The organism is Vibrio sp. Vb0888, assembly GCF_033338835.1.
In the GTDB taxonomy this organism is placed as follows: domain Bacteria; phylum Pseudomonadota; class Gammaproteobacteria; order Enterobacterales; family Vibrionaceae; genus Vibrio; species Vibrio alginolyticus.
Window position 1 is genome coordinate 183334 of record NZ_JAWOTL010000004.1, and the last position, 17998, is coordinate 201331.

The following is a 17998-nucleotide window of genomic DNA, read 5'->3' on the forward strand; positions in this document are numbered from 1 at the left end:
AAAAGTCCTCGCCAGTTCAGCGGGGACTTTTTTGACTGAATTCACACTTTTGGGGAATTTGTGCACCAAACTTGTACAGCACCTCTCCCATCACAATCCTAAATTACTGTTTTAATAGAATTTAATTAGTGGCATCAAAACTGCAATCTTCCTTGCTAGGTCCAAACACTAACAAGGAGTTGGTTATGTTTGTTTTGATTTCCACATTATTATCTATCGCTATTTTAGCCGGAATATATCACTTATCTTCTAAACGAGAGCAGCAACACGCGCGTAAATATCAGCTGTTAACATTATTGCGAGATGTTGTTCATCTGCTGAGACGCCATCGAGCTGCGACGCACTACTCACTTCAATTTCAACAAAATAACGAACAAGAATTAGAAGTCCTTCATAACGATCTCACCAACAAGCTTCATCTTTTAGTCGAAACCTCACGGTTTGAAAACAAACCCATGTATCGCGTATTACAGATTAAAGTAGGGAAACTACTTGAACAATGGGATGACCATAGTGTTGCAAGAAACCAGATGGAGCATGGTAAGTTGATTCGTCATTGCTTGTTCTTGATGGATGAAGTAACCATCGCATGGCTAGCGGTTGAGCAAAGAGATGACTTGCATAATGAGTATCACATGAACTGGCAAAACATTATGGATAGCTTGGAGACCCTGACTCAGTTACGAATCAGCATTCAAGATTTAGGAGAACAAGGCGGAAATGAGCGTTTCAAAAACTATGCATCGGTCATGATGCGTAAGCTAAACCAACTAGCGGTTATCGCTCCACTTAGCATTACCTCTCCTGCTTCCACGCGCTCAATACAGACGCTAAATGAATACGTGACAGGGAGTCATGTCGACTTAACAGAAGCAGAGCTTTATGGCGTCACATCGGACTTGTCATTGACCATCTTCAATACTTACGACCATGTCCTTTCAGATGTCGTAGAGTCATTATATCTACCGTTACCCAGACTCTCGCTAGCAGGATAAACGTTCCATGCCTTATTATTGGTGCTAGGTCCGTCGCCGACTTATAAATAAAAACAAAAAAACCGCAGGCCTAAGGCACTGCGGTTTTCGTTTATTCAACTTGTCAGCGCTTAGCTGTCGTCTTCCGTGAAGTTCGTTGGTAATTGCTTTTTCATTTCGTTCCAGATCAACGCACTTTCCATACCATAATGACGAATCACTACTGGTAGTTGCTCACGCTGGCCACTTTCACAAGTTTCGAGCAATTGATGGTAAAACTTCAGAGCTAGCTCACGAGAAGCTGGATTTGAGAAGTAGTAGCTACCGACACGATCGTAGAGCTTCTTCAAACCATTAAAGATCAAACCGTAAATTTGATTTCCTGAATGGAATGCTAGGCGCTGGAAAAGCATATAATCGTAAAAGTTGAACGTTTTAGCAATCAAGATTTCTTGACGCTTCGCTTCATCTTTCTCGTTATCTTCTTTCACATTCTGCAGAACTTTTTCGGCATACGGCGAGGAAGCGATGAATTCGTCCCAGGAAGCCGCATTCATTAAAGCTTCACAAGATTCGATTACGTTCTTAATTGTACGCTCAGAGCTCTCTTTGTTCGCTTTAAATGCATAGCGCATAAAGATAGGACTGATGTTAGTACGTGCCGCAAGCAGATCTTCTACAATGTTTGTCGCATTATCAACGTCTAGCGTCATTAAAGTATCCAAAATATGCAGACCAGAGGTCTCCATAAATTGGTTAACTTTCGTAGGTTTGCCGTGCTGGATAGTCAGCCATCCATCACGGGCTAGTCGTTGAAGAACCTCTCTTAAAGTCGTTCGAGTAACACCAATCAGTTCGGACAGCTCGCGCTCAGCAGGTAAAATTGAGCCTGGAGGAAAACGGCCGTTCCAAATGCTCTCGATAATATATTTTTCTGCGAATCCCGCAGGGCTTTTCGCCTTTATGACCATTCTACTTTTTATCCAATATTGATTTCTGAGGGTCGATACTACTCATCATACCACTACTTAGCGGTTTGAGAAAATTTACGATCAATAGTGAAAACGACTCCATAACATAGAGTTAATACTCTATATGTTGTGTCAATTTAAGAGGCTCTAACATGCGAGCGAAAGCAGTAAAATATGAATTTTCATTTAATTAAACAGCTCACAAATCTCGGAGAAATAAAGACAACCGTGTCACATTTTTATATTCAAAATATGAAAAATTACTTTGTATATCACAGTTAATATTCTTTCTTAATTTGCCTTTTCTCGTCACTGACCGTCATTTAAAATCCAAGAGGATTTTTTTAATACTTTCATGGTATAGTAACGCCGTTTTGATCGCGTTATTACATTTAAAAAGTCATTTTAGTCGGTAGCATCACGTTTTGTTATTGACTAATAAATGCCTGAGTGTAGAGTTTGCGGTCGAAAGTGAGCGGTGCTTGAGTTCAGGGGAAGTAACTTGGCAAGACTACAATAAACAAAGGATTGTTGTTTTACTAAGTTATTGTTTTTAAAGACTAGTTAATAAGTCTAACAAACAGATACTTAAGCACTATTGTAGTGTCTATTCATAATTTTGTTATAAAGAGAATTATCATGCCGATATCGCTCGGAAACGCTTTTATCAAGAACTTCCTTGGTAAAGCGCCTGATTGGTACAAAGTTGCCATTATAGCCTTCTTAATAATTAACCCGATTGTATTCTTCCTAATAAACCCATTTGTAGCTGGATGGTTGTTGGTCGCTGAATTTATTTTCACGCTAGCAATGGCATTAAAATGCTACCCATTACAACCTGGCGGTTTACTTGCTATTGAAGCCATTGCTATCGGCATGACTAGCCCTGCGCAAGTTAAGCACGAATTAGTAGCAAATATCGAAGTACTGCTACTTCTGGTATTTATGGTTGCGGGCATCTACTTCATGAAGCAGCTGTTGCTGTTCATTTTTACCAAAATTTTACTTGGCATTCGCTCTAAAACCCTTCTATCACTCGCGTTCTGCTTTGCTGCGGCATTTTTATCTGCATTTTTGGATGCCTTGACGGTTATCGCCGTTGTTATCAGCGTGGCGATCGGCTTTTACTCTATCTATCACAAAGTAGCGTCTGGTAACCCTATCGGTGACCATGACCATACACAAGATGACACGATCACTGAACTAACGCGTGATGACCTAGAAAACTATCGTGCCTTTTTGCGCTCTTTGTTGATGCATGCTGGTGTAGGTACTGCCTTAGGTGGCGTAACCACGATGGTTGGTGAACCTCAAAACTTAATTATTGCAGACCAAGCGGGTTGGTTATTTGGTGAATTCCTAATCCGTATGTCTCCAGTGACACTACCTGTATTTTTCTGTGGTCTCATCACTTGTGCTTTAGTTGAAAAGCTTAAAGTGTTTGGCTACGGCGCGAAGCTTCCTAATAACGTTCGTCAGATCCTCGTCGATTTTGACCGTGAAGAGCGTAAAACGCGAACAAATCAAGATGTCGCAAAACTCTGGGTTCAAGGTCTTATTGCGGTTTGGTTGATCGTTGCACTCGCTTTGCACTTAGCGGCTGTCGGCTTAATTGGCCTTTCTGTGATCATTTTAGCGACCGCATTTACTGGTGTCATTGAAGAGCACTCCATGGGGAAAGCGTTTGAAGAGGCCCTGCCCTTCACTGCACTGCTTGCTGTATTTTTCTCGATCGTTGCTGTAATCATTGATCAAGAGCTGTTTAAACCAGTCATCGATGCGGTGCTTGCCGTTGAAGATAAAGGTACTCAGCTAGCTCTGTTCTATGTGGCGAATGGCTTATTATCTATGGTGTCGGATAACGTGTTCGTTGGTACGGTTTACATCAATGAAGTAAAAACTGCACTCATTGAGGGCCTCATTACTCGTGATCAGTTCGACTTACTGGCGGTGGCAATCAATACTGGTACTAACCTGCCTTCTGTTGCAACGCCAAACGGTCAAGCGGCATTCCTATTCTTACTCACATCGGCTCTCGCTCCATTAATTCGTCTGTCTTACGGTCGAATGGTTATCATGGCGCTGCCTTACACCGTCGTTCTTGCGATTGTCGGTCTGATGGGAATCATGTTCTTCCTAGAGCCTGCAACAGCTTCTTTCTACGAAGCTGGTTGGATTTTACCTCATAGTGGTGATCTGACTCCCGTAGTATCCGGTGGTCACTAAAATTTGAGTTGATTAGGAAACTTATCCACGATAAAAAGCTCTGAGTATTCAGAGCTTTTTCTATTTCAGACAGGAACAAAAACGTGACTATTTTAAATTCACTTAACCAGTTTTCAAAGGGACGTTTATCGTGGCTACTGCTTCTGCTATTCGTCGTTTTCTTTGAAGCATGTGCCCTCTATTTTCAGCACGTCATGATGCTTGCACCATGTGTCATGTGTATTTATGAAAGAGTCGCGATGATGGGAGTGGGCGTCGCTGCAATGGTTGGTATATTGGCACCCAAGAACCCAATTTTCCGCTGGCTAGGTTTGATAGGCTGGGGATTAAGTGCTTACAAGGGTTTGTTACTTGCAATGCAGCACGTTGACTACCAGTTTAATCCATCACCATTCGCGACTTGCGATTTATTCGTCACATTCCCTAGCTGGGCTCAGCTCAATCAGTGGGTTCCTTGGATGTTTGAAGCATATGGTGATTGCTCTAAGGTTGTATGGCAGTTCCTTGATTTATCAATGCCACAATGGTTAGTCGTAATTTTTGCAGGCAATTTAATCGCTTTGGCATTAATTGTAATTGCACAATTCTTCCCTGCAAAACGCGTTAATCCAATTCGTTAATCCTACTGACGCGTAAAAATTAACAAAAAGCCGACCATCTGGTCGGCTTTTTGTTAAGTGGATAGCGCGGCGATTCGACTTAGCCGCGTGATTGACCACAGCACTGCTTGAATTTTTTTCCGCTCTCACAAGGACAGGGATCATTGCGCCCGATACCTTTGAATGGGTTTAGGCTTTGAGCTTTATTGCCTACCATCAACTCATCCGCGCCCAGCGCGACTTCACCGACCATTAAATCAAGCTGGTCGACTAAATCTGTCAGGGCCGGTGGCGTTTCAATACCTGCGTCACGCATCTGTTGCTGCGTTGCTGGCTCATCGATCGCCAGCATCAAAGTGGTCAGTAATGCTTGCAGCATACGCTGTAATCCATCATTGAGCTCAACGTCTTGCCACTGTTCTTCAATCATTGGCCAAACAGACATAAAGCCTTCGGCAAAATCAGCAAGTTGTTCAGGTTCTTTGCCTGTTAGCTCTAGCACGGAATATTCGTTTCGTTGAATTCGGTTATGCTGCTTGTGAATTTGCTCTTCCACAGCTGGTTGAATCGCTTTGAATCCCTCACCTAATAGCGGCTCTAACCACTTTTCAGGAGCGAGTGGTTTTGTCGTCAGATTCGCAGCTAACACTGCGCCTTCGATAAATAGGCAAGATTCATCGACGTGAACTTCACCTTTTTCAATCAATGTGTATTGCATGACATCTGGTTTCCCATAAATTTGGCGGCATTATACCTCAGAGCTCAAAAGCACGTAACCTAACGTTGTGTGTTTGACTGCATTGGGCGCTTCGACTCTTTTAATGACAAACTTAACTTACATCGCTACAATCGCCCTCCTTTTTACCACCAAACTGTATTAGGCAAGCTATGCAAGTTGTACTAGGCCCAATGGAAGGCGTTTTAGATCATTTGATGCGCCAAATCCTGACCGAGATAAACGACTATGACCTGTGTGTTACGGAGTTTGTTCGCGTAATCGACCAGCTATTACCCGATCATGTGTTTCACCGTTTATGCCCAGAGCTGTTGCAAGGTTCTCAGACTGCATCTGGTGTGCCAGTACATGTGCAATTGTTGGGACAAGAACCGAACTGGATGGCTGAGAACGCAATTAAAGCGGCAAACCTTGGCGCCAGAGGTATTGATATAAACTTTGGTTGCCCAGCCAAAATGGTCAACAAAAGTAAAGGTGGAGCAGCGCTACTCCAACATCCAGAGCTCATTCACCGTGTGGTTAAAGCTTGTCGAGAAGCCGTTCCAGAAGCCATTCCCGTAACTGCAAAAATTCGTCTTGGCTGGGAGAACCCTGAAGATTGCTTTGAAATTGTCGATGCCATTCAGTCTGCTGGCGCAAATGAACTGACCGTACACGCACGTACTAAACAAGGTGGTTATAAAGCTTCTGAGATAAAATGGGATTACATCAACCAAATTCGTGAACGTTTTGATATCCCACTGATTGCGAATGGCGAAATTTGGAATTATGAAGACGGTCAACGTTGCATTGAAACGACTGGCGTTAGCTCTTTGATGGTGTGCCGAGGCGCTTTCAATATCCCTAACTTAGGCAATATGGTAAAACATAACCACCAGCCAATGTCATGGCCCGAGGTGGTTGAGTTGCTCATCTATTACTCCAAGTTTGAGATGAAAGGCGATAAAGGCTTGTATTACCCAAACCGCGTAAAACAATGGTTCTCTTACTTACGTCAAGCTTATCCTGAAGCAAAAGACCTATTTAGAGAAATCAGAACGTTCAACAAAGCCGCACCAATTGTTGAGCATATTCAACGCTACCGCGATGACTTAAACTCTCAGGTTGCATAATTCCCGAACACAAAAAAGAACGAATATCTCGTCCTTTTTTGTACCTAAATCCTAGTAACAGATCTTATTTTTGCCGGTACTTTTGGCTTGATATAACTTTTCATCCGCCGCTTTAAACAATTCATCAAAGTTTTCTACTCGGCTCTCTTTACTAAACACCACACCGCCAGAGATCGTAAAGCCTTCTTTCGTTACGCGTATCGAGCGCTCATCTATGGCTTTTTTTACTCTGTCTAAAATGAGTTTAATGCCTTCTGAATCTTCGTCATAAATAGCTAAAACGAACTCTTCGCCACCAAACCTTGAGGCAACATCGGTATGGCGAATATTTTCACGTATACATTTTGCAACAAGCTGAATTGCAGAATCACCGACATCATGACCATAGGTGTCGTTGATCTTCTTGAAGTTATCAATATCGAACACTGCTAAAGCAACCTGTTTTTTTGTCATCTTATTACGCCACACGGTTTGCATACCTCGACGATTCAATAAGCTGGTCATTGGGTCTCTTGCTGCCAGTTCTTTAAAGTAACGTCGCTCGCTATGCATATTCACATAGAACAAGACGACGGTACTCAGCACGTAAATAAATAGTGCGACAATAAGGCTGTATTTTTCAAAAACCGCTAGGTTCTTAGCTTCATCCCAAAGGTTGTACTCGTAGTACATGCTGTGATTCGCACTCAATCGCTCTAATTCGACTGGTTTGATTCGTGTACTGTTTGAAGGAATGGATTGTAAATTGGAAACCAAATGAAACTGACCAACAAGACCTAGCGACGAAGCCATGAGCGTATTGATGTCGAAATCAATAGACAAAACACCTTGATGTTCTCCTTTCTCATAGACGGGTACCGTCATACTAATGACTTGACCTTCCATCGAGTCCAACACAGGCCCTGGTCCAGCCAAGGTAATGTTCACTTTATCTTGCGCGGTTTTTTGCCAAAAAGGTCGGGCTTTTAGCGTTGACAAAAGCTCTCTAGTGAAATTTTTTGCGTAGGTATCGGGTGAGGAGATAACGTAACCGCGCTTGTCAATGTAATGGATTCCAACAATGTGCGATTCAATATCGTGCAGAAATGACAATGACGGCGCAAAACCCGCCTTTTGTTCAGCTAACTGGTTAATCGTTGAACCTTGCTGACATAAGCTTTCATCCCCTACGATCATATAATCAAGGTCAACCGCAGGTAACCCTTCACTATAAACACTTTCGAGTAATAACACATCTATAGGCCAAAGATAACAAAGCCCTTCTTTGACTAAAGAATTATGTTCTTCAAACAGTGGGTTAGCGTAATTGGTATAGTTGGTGAAGCTGTAATCTAAAGCCGTGAGTACTTTAATACCGCGAGACATTGCACGCTCGATACGCGAATACTCAGAATCGATATAGCGGTTAACCGCATCATAGTAATTTTTCGTTGTCACGAGTAAAACCACTACAAATAACGCCAGAGGAAAAAAGATGACAAATGAGAGGCTAAATCGCCTTTGGTTTACCATTGAGTACCATGCATATGAAAGGTCAATAGTCTCTTATGACTGCTATTAAATTGATACTCGTTATCTGGTGACGCATGCAATGCAGCACCAGATAACAAGAGACCAAACAAATGTGTGCGCGCTGTTTGAGACCGTTTATATATTAAAGGAGTTTAATCAATATAGAGTGTGGTGTCACTTTAGTCGCCATAATTTGCAGCTCTGTGCCGACATATTGACAGAGATATGACCTTTATAATCAACCTGTTCTGTGTCATCTAACAACGATATAACTTGGCTAACCTCCAAGCCCAGTTGCCACATAGGTAAATCGATTGAACATTCATTACCACTGAGATTAATCATAACAACGACTGCTTCACGACCCAGTACACGTGCGTACGCCAACTGGTTGTTAGTGCAATGCAGCCATTGAATACAGCCCGACTGTAAAGGCTTACATTGTTTACGTATCTTGATCCATTGTTGGTAAAGCGATAGCCATTGTGAACTTTCAATTTCATTCCAAGGAAAACAACGACGATTATCCGGGTCTAGCCCTCCTTCTAGACCGACTTCACTCCCATAGTAAATACAAGGCGTGCCAACGTAAGTCATAAGCATTGCTAGCGCGATGTTCATTTTACGCTTATCACCATCAACCAATGTGATAAACCGAGCAGTATCGTGACTATCGAGTTGATTTAGCTGCGATAGCTGATTCGAAAATGGGATTTTTGCTCTGGCTTCGTCCAACCATGCTTTAAACTCCAAACCATCAATGTTGATTGGATCGTACATAATGTCTTGTCGTGCGATAAAAGCTCGGACTGGATGAGCAAAACCGTAGTAGTTCATCGCCCCATCCTCTTGATCACCTTGCAACCACTGCGTTGCTTCAAAAAAGTGCTCACCTAACACATAAGCATTCGGGTTTACTGACTTAGTTGCATGACGAAACGCTGCCACATAATGAGCATTGTTTTTCGCGCCGTCCCCTTCGCCAAGCATATGGATTACATCAAACCGCCAGCCATCAACCAAGTACGGTGGCTTCAGCCAATACTTGATGACAGAATCTTCACTTTGGTAGATGTAGTCGCGCACCTGTTCATTTTCGAAGTTCAGAACCGGTAAGTTACCAATGCCTTTCCAACCAATGTAGTGATTGGTTTCGCCTTCGAAAAAGTAGTAATCACGGAGCTTTGACTGCGGATTGCCATATGCTCCTTCTCCTTTTTGTTGGATATCAAACCAAGGATGATGCACTGACGTGTGGTTAAACACCGCGTCTAAGACAATCTTCATATTCTTACCACGGATTTTCTCACACAGTTCAGCAAACTGATCGTTGGTGCCGAACATAGGGTCAACAGTGAAGTAATCAGTGGTGTCGTATTTATGATTACTTGGTGAAGAAAAGATCGGATTAAAATAAAGCGCAGTAACGCCGAGCTGTTCAAGATAGTCCAACTTTTGCTCCACACCTTTGAGGTCGCCGCCAAAGAATTCACGTGCCCCGGTATTTTGGTGAGAGCCTACCGCATCTCCCCACGCCTTGACGATCGATGCAGAATCATACTGAGCATAAGCGTGGCGAATATCAGACTCACTTTTACTAGCAGAAAAACGGTCAGGAAAGATTTGATAGAAAACTTGCTCTTGGACCCAGCTTGGTGGTTGATGCTCTACATTCAACTTAAAGTGGAACTCTTTGGGTGGAATACGCTTTTGTACGCCTCGTGCATCGAGCCAGTATTGTTGTCCGTCTTTGAGGAGCTTAAACACATAATGTGTGACATCTCGATCTTGATTTGGTCGAAACGATGCCTCCCATAGTAATAATTCACCAGCTGTTCCTACTTGAGCCATATCGACCAGATATTCTTCATTGTCCGGCTCAATACGCACATAGACGGAATCAAAATCCAATGTCTCGGTTTTCAGTCTGACTGTAACTTGCTCGTCATTAAAAGCTAAACCATCAATAGTTTGACTATGAAAAATAAATGGCAGGTTCATTATGGGCACTCCTCGTCATCGGATATGCCACTATGTTATTGAAGAATTAGAGACAAGAAATCCTCCTTGCGAGTTGACATATCAGCCAATTTTCCCAAGGAGGATCACACTTAGTAGGCGTAGTGACTTGTCGGATACCGCTTAGTTCAACAAGAGACTGTCATCTGCCAGCTCTTCACCACGCACTTTGGAGAACATATCCAACAAGTCTGGTACTTGCATGTTAGCGCGCTGCTCTCCAGCCACATCAAGCACAATTTCACCTTGGTGAAGCATTACGGTCCTATCGCCACATGCTAATGCGTCTTTCATCGAATGCGTCACCATCATCACTGTTAAATCGAACTCATCGACAATACGTTTAGTTAAGTCGATAACAAACGCCGCCATACGAGGATCAAGCGCAGCCGTGTGTTCATCAAGCAATAACAGCTTACTCTCCGATAACGTCGCCATCACAAGGCTAACGGCTTGTCGTTGTCCACCAGACAGCAACCCAATGCTATCGCCCAAGCGGTCTTCTAAACCAAGACCGAGGATGCTAATTCGCTCTTGGAACAGCTTGCGACGTTTAGTAGAGAGCGCCAACCCCCAGCTGCGTTTTTTACCACGCATGTGCGCTAGAGCCATGTTCTCTTCTATCGTAAGTTCACCACAAGTCCCGGCCAATGGATCTTGAAACACTCGGGCGCATTGCGTCGCACGTTGGGCAACCGTCTGCTTGGTGACGTCTTTGCCGTCAATGATAACCTGACCACCTATCATCGGCGTCTCACCTGTCACCGCACCAAGCAACGTCGATTTTCCTGCGCCATTAGAACCAATCACGGTAAGAAATTGATGATCTGGAACCTCTAAAGAGACGCCTTTCAATGCACGATTTTCCAAAATCGTCCCAGGGTTGAACGTGACCTGAATATTATTTAGTTCGATCATAATGCCTCCCCAGAACCATTTTTTGATGCCGCTTGTTTAGCATCAGTAACGCGTTGTTTCGCTCTCATGCTCTGTTTTAGCTTTGGAGCAATAAGCGCCACAGCCACCAATACTGCGGTAACAAGGTTGAGGTCTGAAGCTTGTAAACCAAACATGCCAGAACTCAAAGCGAAAGCTACTGCAAGGCGATAAAGTACCGAACCGATGATGACCGCAAACACCGCAACCCAAATCTTGCGCCCGGGAATAAGGGTCTGCCCCAAAATCACAGCTGCCAAACCAACGACAATGGTGCCCACGCCAGAGGTCACATCCGCAAAGCTGTTCGTTTGTGCAAACAACGCGCCTGCGAATCCCACAAACCCGTTGGATAAAGCCAAGCCAAAGTAGGTATAAAAGCCAGTGCTCGCCCCTTGCGCAGAAACCATACGCGCATTCACACCCGTGGCTCGTAAACCAAGACCAAAGTCGCTGTTCAGCAGGCGAATGACAAAGAAAGCGGACAGAAGAACTAAGGCCCCAACAACCAGAGGGCGAATAAACATCGCATCGCCCAATGCTTCAAACGGAGTGAGAATCGTATCCTCTCCAAGCAACGCCATATTAGGTTTGCCCATAATACGAATATTAATTGAAAATGCAGCGATCATGGTAAGAATGGAAGCTAACAGGTGTAAAATACCACACCGAACAGCCAGAAAAGCGGTTACCCACCCCGTCATACTACCAGCTATCATCGCCATTATTGTCGCAAGCCAAGGATTAATACCTGCGACAATCGCCGTTGCAGCCACCGCCGCTCCCATTGGAAAGCTGCCATCCACACTCAAATCGGGGAAATCGAGAACACGGAACGTAAGATACACACCCAGAGCGACTAGGCCATAAATCAAGCCAATTTCGAGTGCACCAAAAAAAGCAAATGCAGACATAACTGCTCCTTTCTGCATGCTCAGGCTGGCTAATACCAACCTGAACTTAAGACTTCTAACGTATACTCCCCTTCTTCTCTAGCAGAATGCTTTACACGAGAAATCTGGAGAGTATCAGTTTTGGGGCAAGCCTCTATCAACCAACGTGACAGGCTTAACCCCAAAAAGCGTTACTTATTGCATGCTTGTCGCACGTTCAATCACAGAACTTGGCAGCTTGATACCGAGCTTAGATGCTGCGCTTTCATTAATTACAAGGTCAGAGCCCGTCGCGACTTTTACATCCAGCTTGCCTGGTTCTTGACCATCAAGAATCGCCGCCACGTAATCCGCGGTTTGTACACCAACCTGATAGTAGTCAAAACCTAAGCCTGCAATTGCACCCTTTTCGACATACGACGTCGCGCCACCAAATACAGGTTTCTTCGCTTGATTCGCTGCAACAATCATCCCTTCAATCGCACTTGCAACTGTATTGTCTGTTGGGGCGTAAAGAATGTCTGATTTCGCTGCAATCGCTTGAGTCGCAGACTGAACATCAGCACTTTTTAGTGCGGTCGCTTCAACCACTTGTATGCCTTTTGCTTTTGCGCTTTCTTTTAGTAATTCAACTAAAGTCACGGCATTAGCTTCACCGGGATTAAATACAACCCCGATGCTTTTCACCTGAGGAAGAATTTCTTGGATGAGATCGACATGCTGAGCAACGGGTGAAAGATCAGACAGGCCAGTTACGTTTTTGCCTGGTTGTTCCATCGACTTAACCAATTTCGCACCAACCGGATCTGTTACCGCAGTAAAGACAACAGGAATAGAGCGAGTAGCCGACACCAAGGCTTGTGCCGAAGGTGTCGCGATGCCAACTAACACATCAGGATTTTCGCCGACGTACTGACGGGCAATTTGCACCGCAATCGCTGGATTACCCTGTGCGGTCTTATAATCAAATTCTAGATTTTTGCCTTCTTCGTAGCCTTTCGCTTTCAAACCATCAAGCAATCCTTGACGCGTCGCGTCTAACGCCGGGTGTTCGACAATCTGTGAAACTGCGACAGTTGCAGTGGCGGCCAGTACATTGGTAGAAGAGAAAATAGCAGTAGCTGATAGAACGGCAGTGGCTAATAAACGTTTCGTTTTCATCATAACTCCTTGATGTGACTTCGTCCTTGTTTCACGAGCTTTCAATATGTGTATCGACTCGTGAATTCAAATGTTTGAAGGCGGTATTGTTGTGTTCATATAACTGTGCACTTCTTGCGCATCTTGTTTTTATTATTACTACTAAGTCTTAGTAAAGAAAAGAAAGATTTAACACTAAAGCAACATTTGTGATCGGGGGGACTTCTTCATCCGGAAAGAATCTTTGGTAAACAAAGCTTCGCTCGCTTCATCAACGACCGTCAAAGTAGGTAATAGAGGCAGGATCAAAAATGGAGCGGCCAGTGCACACTCCATTTCAAACAATTTAAATTAGAACCAACGCTCTAATGACGATTTATCGAGCTGGCGAAACGCTCGGTTCAGTATTATCGCAAGCTCTTTGTAACGAGGGCGAGCTTTGACAGGCTCTAATGCAAAACCTGTTTCCACAATTTTTTGATGCAACTCCCGATACCAAGAGGCCAAAGAAGGCGGCAATTTCGTGTTGGATCGAGCACCAAGCCACCAAATGCCTTGAAGTGGCAAGCTAATCGCAAACAAGGCAACAACAATGGATTGAGGTAACGCGTGGTAATTGTTGAATGCCATTTGAGTGAGTACGCTGATCGCAGCAACGGCCGGCATGACTTTAATGCCAAAGCGAGTCGCCTTAATGATACGCTGTTCCGGAAATATGGCGCTTAGCTCTTTACGAACTGGCCAGATCTCCATGTAATTCTGGCCATCTTTCAGGCTATGGATCAATCCGACTTTATTACTCATACCGCTCTCTCACTAAAAAATAGTTGAACATTTCAACTGAAGGTACAAAAAATTGATGAAAGTTAATATTCTTTCAAATTTTTTTTGTTATCATTGCTTATTATCGCTATCCTTTGCAGACCCTCAATCTCATTGTTGCTGTTATTTACAATTTAAGCAACTCCGAGATATCTATCTGCACGGATCGCATCATAGTGATGGAAGGGTTCATCACTATTTCTTTATATGGAATTAGAACAATTTTTGACCAGGATTAGTACGCAGCCTTCTGGGTATCGGCTATTCTTGTGATTAATTTTTCATTCTTTAACTGATTTTTTATCAGACGAATAACAGGTAGTCATACATGTCTAAGCTAGTTTTAGTTTTAAACTGCGGTAGTTCTTCTCTTAAATTTGCCGTTGTTGATGCCGAGAACGGCGACGAGCACTTGTCAGGTCTTGCTGAGTGTCTTCACCTTCCTGAAGCTCGCATCAAGTGGAAACTTGATGGCAAGCACGAAGCTCAACTAGGCAATGGTGCAGCTCACGAAGAAGCACTAGCGTTTATGGTAGAAACTATTCTTGCTTCTAAGCCAGAGCTTAAAGCTAACCTAGGCGCAATCGGTCACCGTATCGTTCACGGCGGCGAGCAGTTCACTCAATCTGCACTAATTACTGATGAAGTTCTAAAAGGTATTCAAGACGCTGCAACATTTGCACCTCTTCATAACCCTGCTCACATCATCGGTATCGAAGCGGCTAAGAAAAACTTCCCAGAGCTGAAAAACGTTGCTGTATTTGACACTGCGTTCCACCAAACTATGCCTGAAGAGTCTTACCTATACGCTCTTCCATACAACCTATACAAAGAACACGGTATCCGTCGTTACGGCATGCACGGTACTTCTCACTTGTTCATCACTCGTGAAGTTGCAGGCCTACTAAACAAACCAGTTGAAGAAGTAAACATCATCAACTGTCACCTAGGTAACGGCGCATCTGTATGTGCGATCAAGAACGGTCAATCTGTAGACACTTCTATGGGTCTTACTCCACTTGAAGGTCTGGTAATGGGTACTCGCTGTGGCGACATCGACCCTGCTATCGTCTTCCACCTACACGACGCTCTAGGTTACTCTGTTGATCAAATCAACACGATGCTAACTAAAGAATCTGGTCTTCAAGGTCTAACTGAAGTGACTTCTGACTGTCGTTTCGTTGAAGACAACTACGGTCAAAAAGAAGAAGCAACACGCGCAATGGACGTGTTCTGCCACCGTCTAGCTAAATACGTTGCTGGCTACACTGCTTCAATGGAAGGCCGTCTAGACGCAATCACTTTCACTGGCGGTATCGGCGAGAACTCTGGCCCTATCCGTGAAATGGTTCTAAACCGTCTTGGCATCTTCGGTATCGAAGTAGATAGCGAAGCTAACCTTAAAGCTCGCTTCGGCGGCGAAGGCGTTATCACGACTGAAAACAGCCGTATCCCTGCAATGGTTATCTCTACTAACGAAGAGCTAGTCATCGCTGAAGACACTGCTCGCCTGACAGGTCTTTAATTGAATTCCTGGCTAGCCACTCGGCTAGCCAGATTTTCATTCAAACGAATTTCTTAGGGGCTCAACTCCTATTCTTCGAGCTTCATGGAATAAGAGTTGAGCTTTTATCCCCCAAATAGCTAAAGGTACTCTACGAATGTCTCGTACTATTATGCTTATCCCTACTAGCGCAGGCGTTGGCCTAACAAGCGTTAGCATGGGTGTTCTTCGCGCTATGGAGCGTAAAGGCGTTAAAGTTTCTTTCTACAAGCCAATCTGTCAGCCACGTTCAGGTGGTGATCAACCAGATCTGACTTCAACTATCGTTGGTCGTAACAGCGATATGAAGATCGGTGAACCAATGGCGATGTCTGTTGCTGAAAGCCTAATCGGTAACGACAACATGGACGAGCTGCTAGAAACCGTTGTTGAACGTTACAACCAAATCAACAAAGACGCAGACGTTACGCTAATCGAAGGTCTTGTACCTACTCGTAAGCACCCATTTGCAAACCAAGTAAACGCGGAAATCGCGGCAACACTTGGTGCAGAAATCGTGCTAGTTGCGACTCCAGGTACTGATAACCCTGCACAACTGAAAGAGCGTATCGAAGTAGCATGTTCTAACTTCGGCGGCACTAAAAACAAAAACATCTCTGGTGTTATCATCAACAAGCTAAACGCTCCTGTTGACGAAGCTGGCCGTACTCGCCCTGACCTATCTGAAATCTTTGACGATGCAGACAGCGCGAAACAAAACGAATTGAAAGTGATGGAAATTTTCAACACTTCTCCAATTCGTGTACTAGGTTGTGTGCCATGGAGCATTGATCTGATTGCGACTCGTGCAATCGACATGGCTAAGCACCTGAAAGCAGATATCATCAACGAAGGTGACATCAACACTCGTCGCATCAAGAGCATCACTTTCTGTGCACGTTCTCTGCCAAACATGATTGAGCACTTCAAACCGGGCTCTCTACTTGTTACTTCTGCAGACCGTCCTGATGTTATCGTTGCTGCTTCTCTTGCTGCAATGAACGGTGTGGATATTGGTGCAGTACTGCTAACTGGCGGTTACGATATCCCTAGCGAAATCGAAGGCCTATGTAAACCAGCATTCGACACTGGTCTACCTATCTTCAAAGCACAAGGTAACACTTGGCAAACGTCTCTAAACCTACAGAGCTTCAGCATCGAAGTACCTGCAGACGATAAAGAGCGTATCGAGTTCATCAACGAACACGTTGCTGGCCACATCGACGGTAACTGGATCGAGTCTATGACTGAAGGCACTCAGAAGTCTCGTCGTCTAAGCCCACCAGCGTTCCGTTACCAGCTAACTGAACTTGCTCGTAAAGCAGGTAAGCGTATCGTTCTTCCAGAAGGTGACGAACCACGCACAGTTAAAGCAGCAGCGATCTGTGCTGAACGCGGCATTGCAGACTGTGTACTTCTAGGTAACCCAGATGAAATCCGTCGCGTAGCGGCTCAACAAGGCGTTGAGCTAGGTACTGGTGTAACCATCATTGATGCAGATGCTGTTCGTGAAAACTACGTTGCTCGCCTAGTTGAGTTGCGCGGTGCGAAAGGCATGACTGAAGTTGTGGCTCGTGAGAAGCTACAAGATTCAGTATTCCTAGGCACAATGATGCTTGAGAACGACGAAGTTGACGGCCTAGTTTCTGGTGCTGTTCACACTACGGCGAACACTATCGTTCCTCCGTTCCAAATCATCAAGACGGCACCAAATGCGTCTATCGTATCTTCAGTATTCTTCATGCTTCTGCCTGATCAAGTACTGGTTTACGGTGACTGTGCAATCAACCCAGATCCAACTGCTGAACAGCTTGCTGAAATCGCTATCCAATCTGCTGACTCTGCAGCAGCATTTGGTATCGAACCACGCGTTGCAATGATCTCTTACTCTACTGGTGAATCTGGTAAGGGTGCAGACGTTGATAAAGTACGTGAAGCAACAAAACTGGCTCAAGAGAAACGTCCTGATCTTATCATTGACGGTCCTCTACAGTACGACGCTGCTATTATGGAAAACGTTGCTGCTTCTAAAGCACCAAACTCTCCAGTTGCAGGTAAAGCGACAGTATTTGTATTCCCAGACCTAAACACGGGTAACACAACTTACAAAGCGGTACAACGTTCAGCTGACCTAGTATCTATCGGTCCAATGCTGCAAGGTATGCGTAAGCCTGTAAACGACTTGTCTCGTGGCGCGCTAGTAGACGACATCGTGTACACCATCGCTCTAACAGCTATCCAAGCAGACCAAGAAGCTAAATAATCGCTTCTGACATCTAGTTGGATATAGATACAAAGCCCTCGATTCATCGAGGGCTTTTCTATTGCTGGCCAGAACACTTATTTGTTTTTTATACCAATCACTGCACAACCTATAATTACTGGTGCACAAAGCTTTTCTCCCTATCGCCCCCATACCTAATCGACATTGCTCGTGCTTGTTCTTACACCGATTGACCCACTCCTCAAAATGTATTGGCTCCAAAGCAGCACGGTCCCTGTTCAATTTATCGAC

14 protein-coding genes are annotated in these 17998 nt (G+C 44.2%); 6 read left to right on the forward strand and 8 right to left on the reverse strand.

Going from position 1 to position 17998, the window contains the following annotated elements:
- Positions 1-185 precede the first annotated feature (185 nt).
- On the forward strand, positions 186-995 hold the full coding sequence (locus R7P72_RS08395) for a hypothetical protein (RefSeq protein ID WP_025767216.1): 810 nt from the start codon (positions 186-188) through the stop codon (positions 993-995).
- A gap of 110 nt (positions 996-1105) precedes the next feature.
- Here R7P72_RS08395 and fadR read toward each other — a convergent pair whose 3' ends face one another.
- Entirely contained in the window at positions 1106-1945 is an 840-nt protein-coding gene (gene fadR / locus R7P72_RS08400; protein ID WP_005380824.1) for a fatty acid metabolism transcriptional regulator FadR, read from the reverse strand.
- A 639-nt stretch (positions 1946-2584) separates the two neighbouring features.
- On the opposite strand from fadR, the gene nhaB reads away from it, so the two are divergent.
- On the forward strand, positions 2585-4171 hold the full coding sequence (gene nhaB / locus R7P72_RS08405; RefSeq protein WP_005380822.1) for a Na(+)/H(+) antiporter NhaB: 1587 nt from the start codon (positions 2585-2587) through the stop codon (positions 4169-4171).
- A gap of 83 nt (positions 4172-4254) precedes the next feature.
- The gene (gene dsbB / locus R7P72_RS08410; protein ID WP_047103441.1) at positions 4255-4791 is read left to right on the forward strand and encodes a disulfide bond formation protein DsbB; all 537 of its coding nucleotides are present in this window, start codon (positions 4255-4257) and stop codon (positions 4789-4791) included.
- A gap of 79 nt (positions 4792-4870) precedes the next feature.
- Here the strand turns inward: dsbB and R7P72_RS08415 are convergent, their stop codons facing one another.
- The gene (locus R7P72_RS08415; RefSeq protein WP_005380818.1) at positions 4871-5488 is read right to left on the reverse strand and encodes a YecA family protein; all 618 of its coding nucleotides are present in this window, start codon (positions 5486-5488) and stop codon (positions 4871-4873) included.
- Between the two features lie 170 nt (positions 5489-5658).
- On the opposite strand from R7P72_RS08415, the gene dusC reads away from it, so the two are divergent.
- Positions 5659-6618: a tRNA dihydrouridine(16) synthase DusC gene (dusC, locus tag R7P72_RS08420; protein WP_047103443.1), complete on the forward strand. Its 960-nt coding sequence runs from the start codon at positions 5659-5661 to the stop codon at positions 6616-6618.
- Between the two features lie 51 nt (positions 6619-6669).
- Here the strand turns inward: dusC and R7P72_RS08425 are convergent, their stop codons facing one another.
- The 6 genes from R7P72_RS08425 to yfbV form a co-directional block, all read right to left on the reverse strand.
- Entirely contained in the window at positions 6670-8130 is a 1461-nt protein-coding gene (locus R7P72_RS08425; protein WP_005387278.1) for a sensor domain-containing diguanylate cyclase, read from the reverse strand.
- Positions 8131-8304: 174 nt separating this feature from the next.
- Positions 8305-10131 carry a maltodextrin glucosidase gene (malZ, locus tag R7P72_RS08430; protein ID WP_047103445.1) on the reverse strand — a complete coding sequence of 609 codons (1827 nt, stop codon included), beginning with the start codon at positions 10129-10131 and terminating at the stop codon, positions 8305-8307.
- Between the two features lie 141 nt (positions 10132-10272).
- Positions 10273-11067 (reverse strand): ABC transporter ATP-binding protein, encoded by a 795-nt coding sequence (locus R7P72_RS08435; protein WP_005380813.1) that lies wholly within the window; start codon positions 11065-11067, stop codon positions 10273-10275.
- Entirely contained in the window at positions 11064-11999 is a 936-nt protein-coding gene (locus R7P72_RS08440; protein WP_005380812.1) for an ABC transporter permease, read from the reverse strand. Before R7P72_RS08440 ends, R7P72_RS08435 begins: the two co-directional genes overlap by 4 nt.
- A gap of 174 nt (positions 12000-12173) precedes the next feature.
- The gene (locus tag R7P72_RS08445; protein ID WP_005380811.1) at positions 12174-13139 is read right to left on the reverse strand and encodes an ABC transporter substrate-binding protein; all 966 of its coding nucleotides are present in this window, start codon (positions 13137-13139) and stop codon (positions 12174-12176) included.
- Between the two features lie 330 nt (positions 13140-13469).
- Positions 13470-13922 carry a terminus macrodomain insulation protein YfbV gene (yfbV, locus tag R7P72_RS08450; RefSeq protein ID WP_005380809.1) on the reverse strand — a complete coding sequence of 151 codons (453 nt, stop codon included), beginning with the start codon at positions 13920-13922 and terminating at the stop codon, positions 13470-13472.
- A 346-nt stretch (positions 13923-14268) separates the two neighbouring features.
- Between yfbV and R7P72_RS08455 the strand changes: the two genes are divergently transcribed.
- Together R7P72_RS08455 and pta are read left to right on the forward strand one after the other, a co-directional pair.
- Complete coding sequence (locus R7P72_RS08455) at positions 14269-15465, forward strand: acetate kinase (protein WP_005380807.1); 1197 nt, start codon at positions 14269-14271, stop codon at positions 15463-15465.
- A gap of 136 nt (positions 15466-15601) precedes the next feature.
- Entirely contained in the window at positions 15602-17746 is a 2145-nt protein-coding gene (gene pta / locus R7P72_RS08460) for a phosphate acetyltransferase (protein ID WP_005380805.1), read from the forward strand.
- Positions 17747-17998 lie beyond the last annotated feature (252 nt).

Coding starts and splice junctions, on each gene's coding strand:
- R7P72_RS08395 (WP_025767216.1), top strand. CDS start 186: ATGTTTGTTTTGATTTCCACATTATTATCTATCGCTATTTTAGCCGGA.
- fadR (WP_005380824.1), bottom strand. CDS start 1,945: ATGGTCATAAAGGCGAAAAGCCCTGCGGGATTCGCAGAAAAATATATT.
- nhaB (WP_005380822.1), top strand. CDS start 2,585: ATGCCGATATCGCTCGGAAACGCTTTTATCAAGAACTTCCTTGGTAAA.
- R7P72_RS08415 (WP_005380818.1), bottom strand. CDS start 5,488: ATGCAATACACATTGATTGAAAAAGGTGAAGTTCACGTCGATGAATCT.
- dusC (WP_047103443.1), top strand. CDS start 5,659: ATGCAAGTTGTACTAGGCCCAATGGAAGGCGTTTTAGATCATTTGATG.
- R7P72_RS08425 (WP_005387278.1), bottom strand. CDS start 8,130: ATGGTAAACCAAAGGCGATTTAGCCTCTCATTTGTCATCTTTTTTCCT.
- malZ (WP_047103445.1), bottom strand. CDS start 10,131: ATGAACCTGCCATTTATTTTTCATAGTCAAACTATTGATGGTTTAGCT.
- R7P72_RS08435 (WP_005380813.1), bottom strand. CDS start 11,067: ATGATCGAACTAAATAATATTCAGGTCACGTTCAACCCTGGGACGATT.
- R7P72_RS08440 (WP_005380812.1), bottom strand. CDS start 11,999: ATGTCTGCATTTGCTTTTTTTGGTGCACTCGAAATTGGCTTGATTTAT.
- R7P72_RS08445 (WP_005380811.1), bottom strand. CDS start 13,139: ATGAAAACGAAACGTTTATTAGCCACTGCCGTTCTATCAGCTACTGCT.
- yfbV (WP_005380809.1), bottom strand. CDS start 13,922: ATGAGTAATAAAGTCGGATTGATCCATAGCCTGAAAGATGGCCAGAAT.
- R7P72_RS08455 (WP_005380807.1), top strand. CDS start 14,269: ATGTCTAAGCTAGTTTTAGTTTTAAACTGCGGTAGTTCTTCTCTTAAA.
- pta (WP_005380805.1), top strand. CDS start 15,602: ATGTCTCGTACTATTATGCTTATCCCTACTAGCGCAGGCGTTGGCCTA.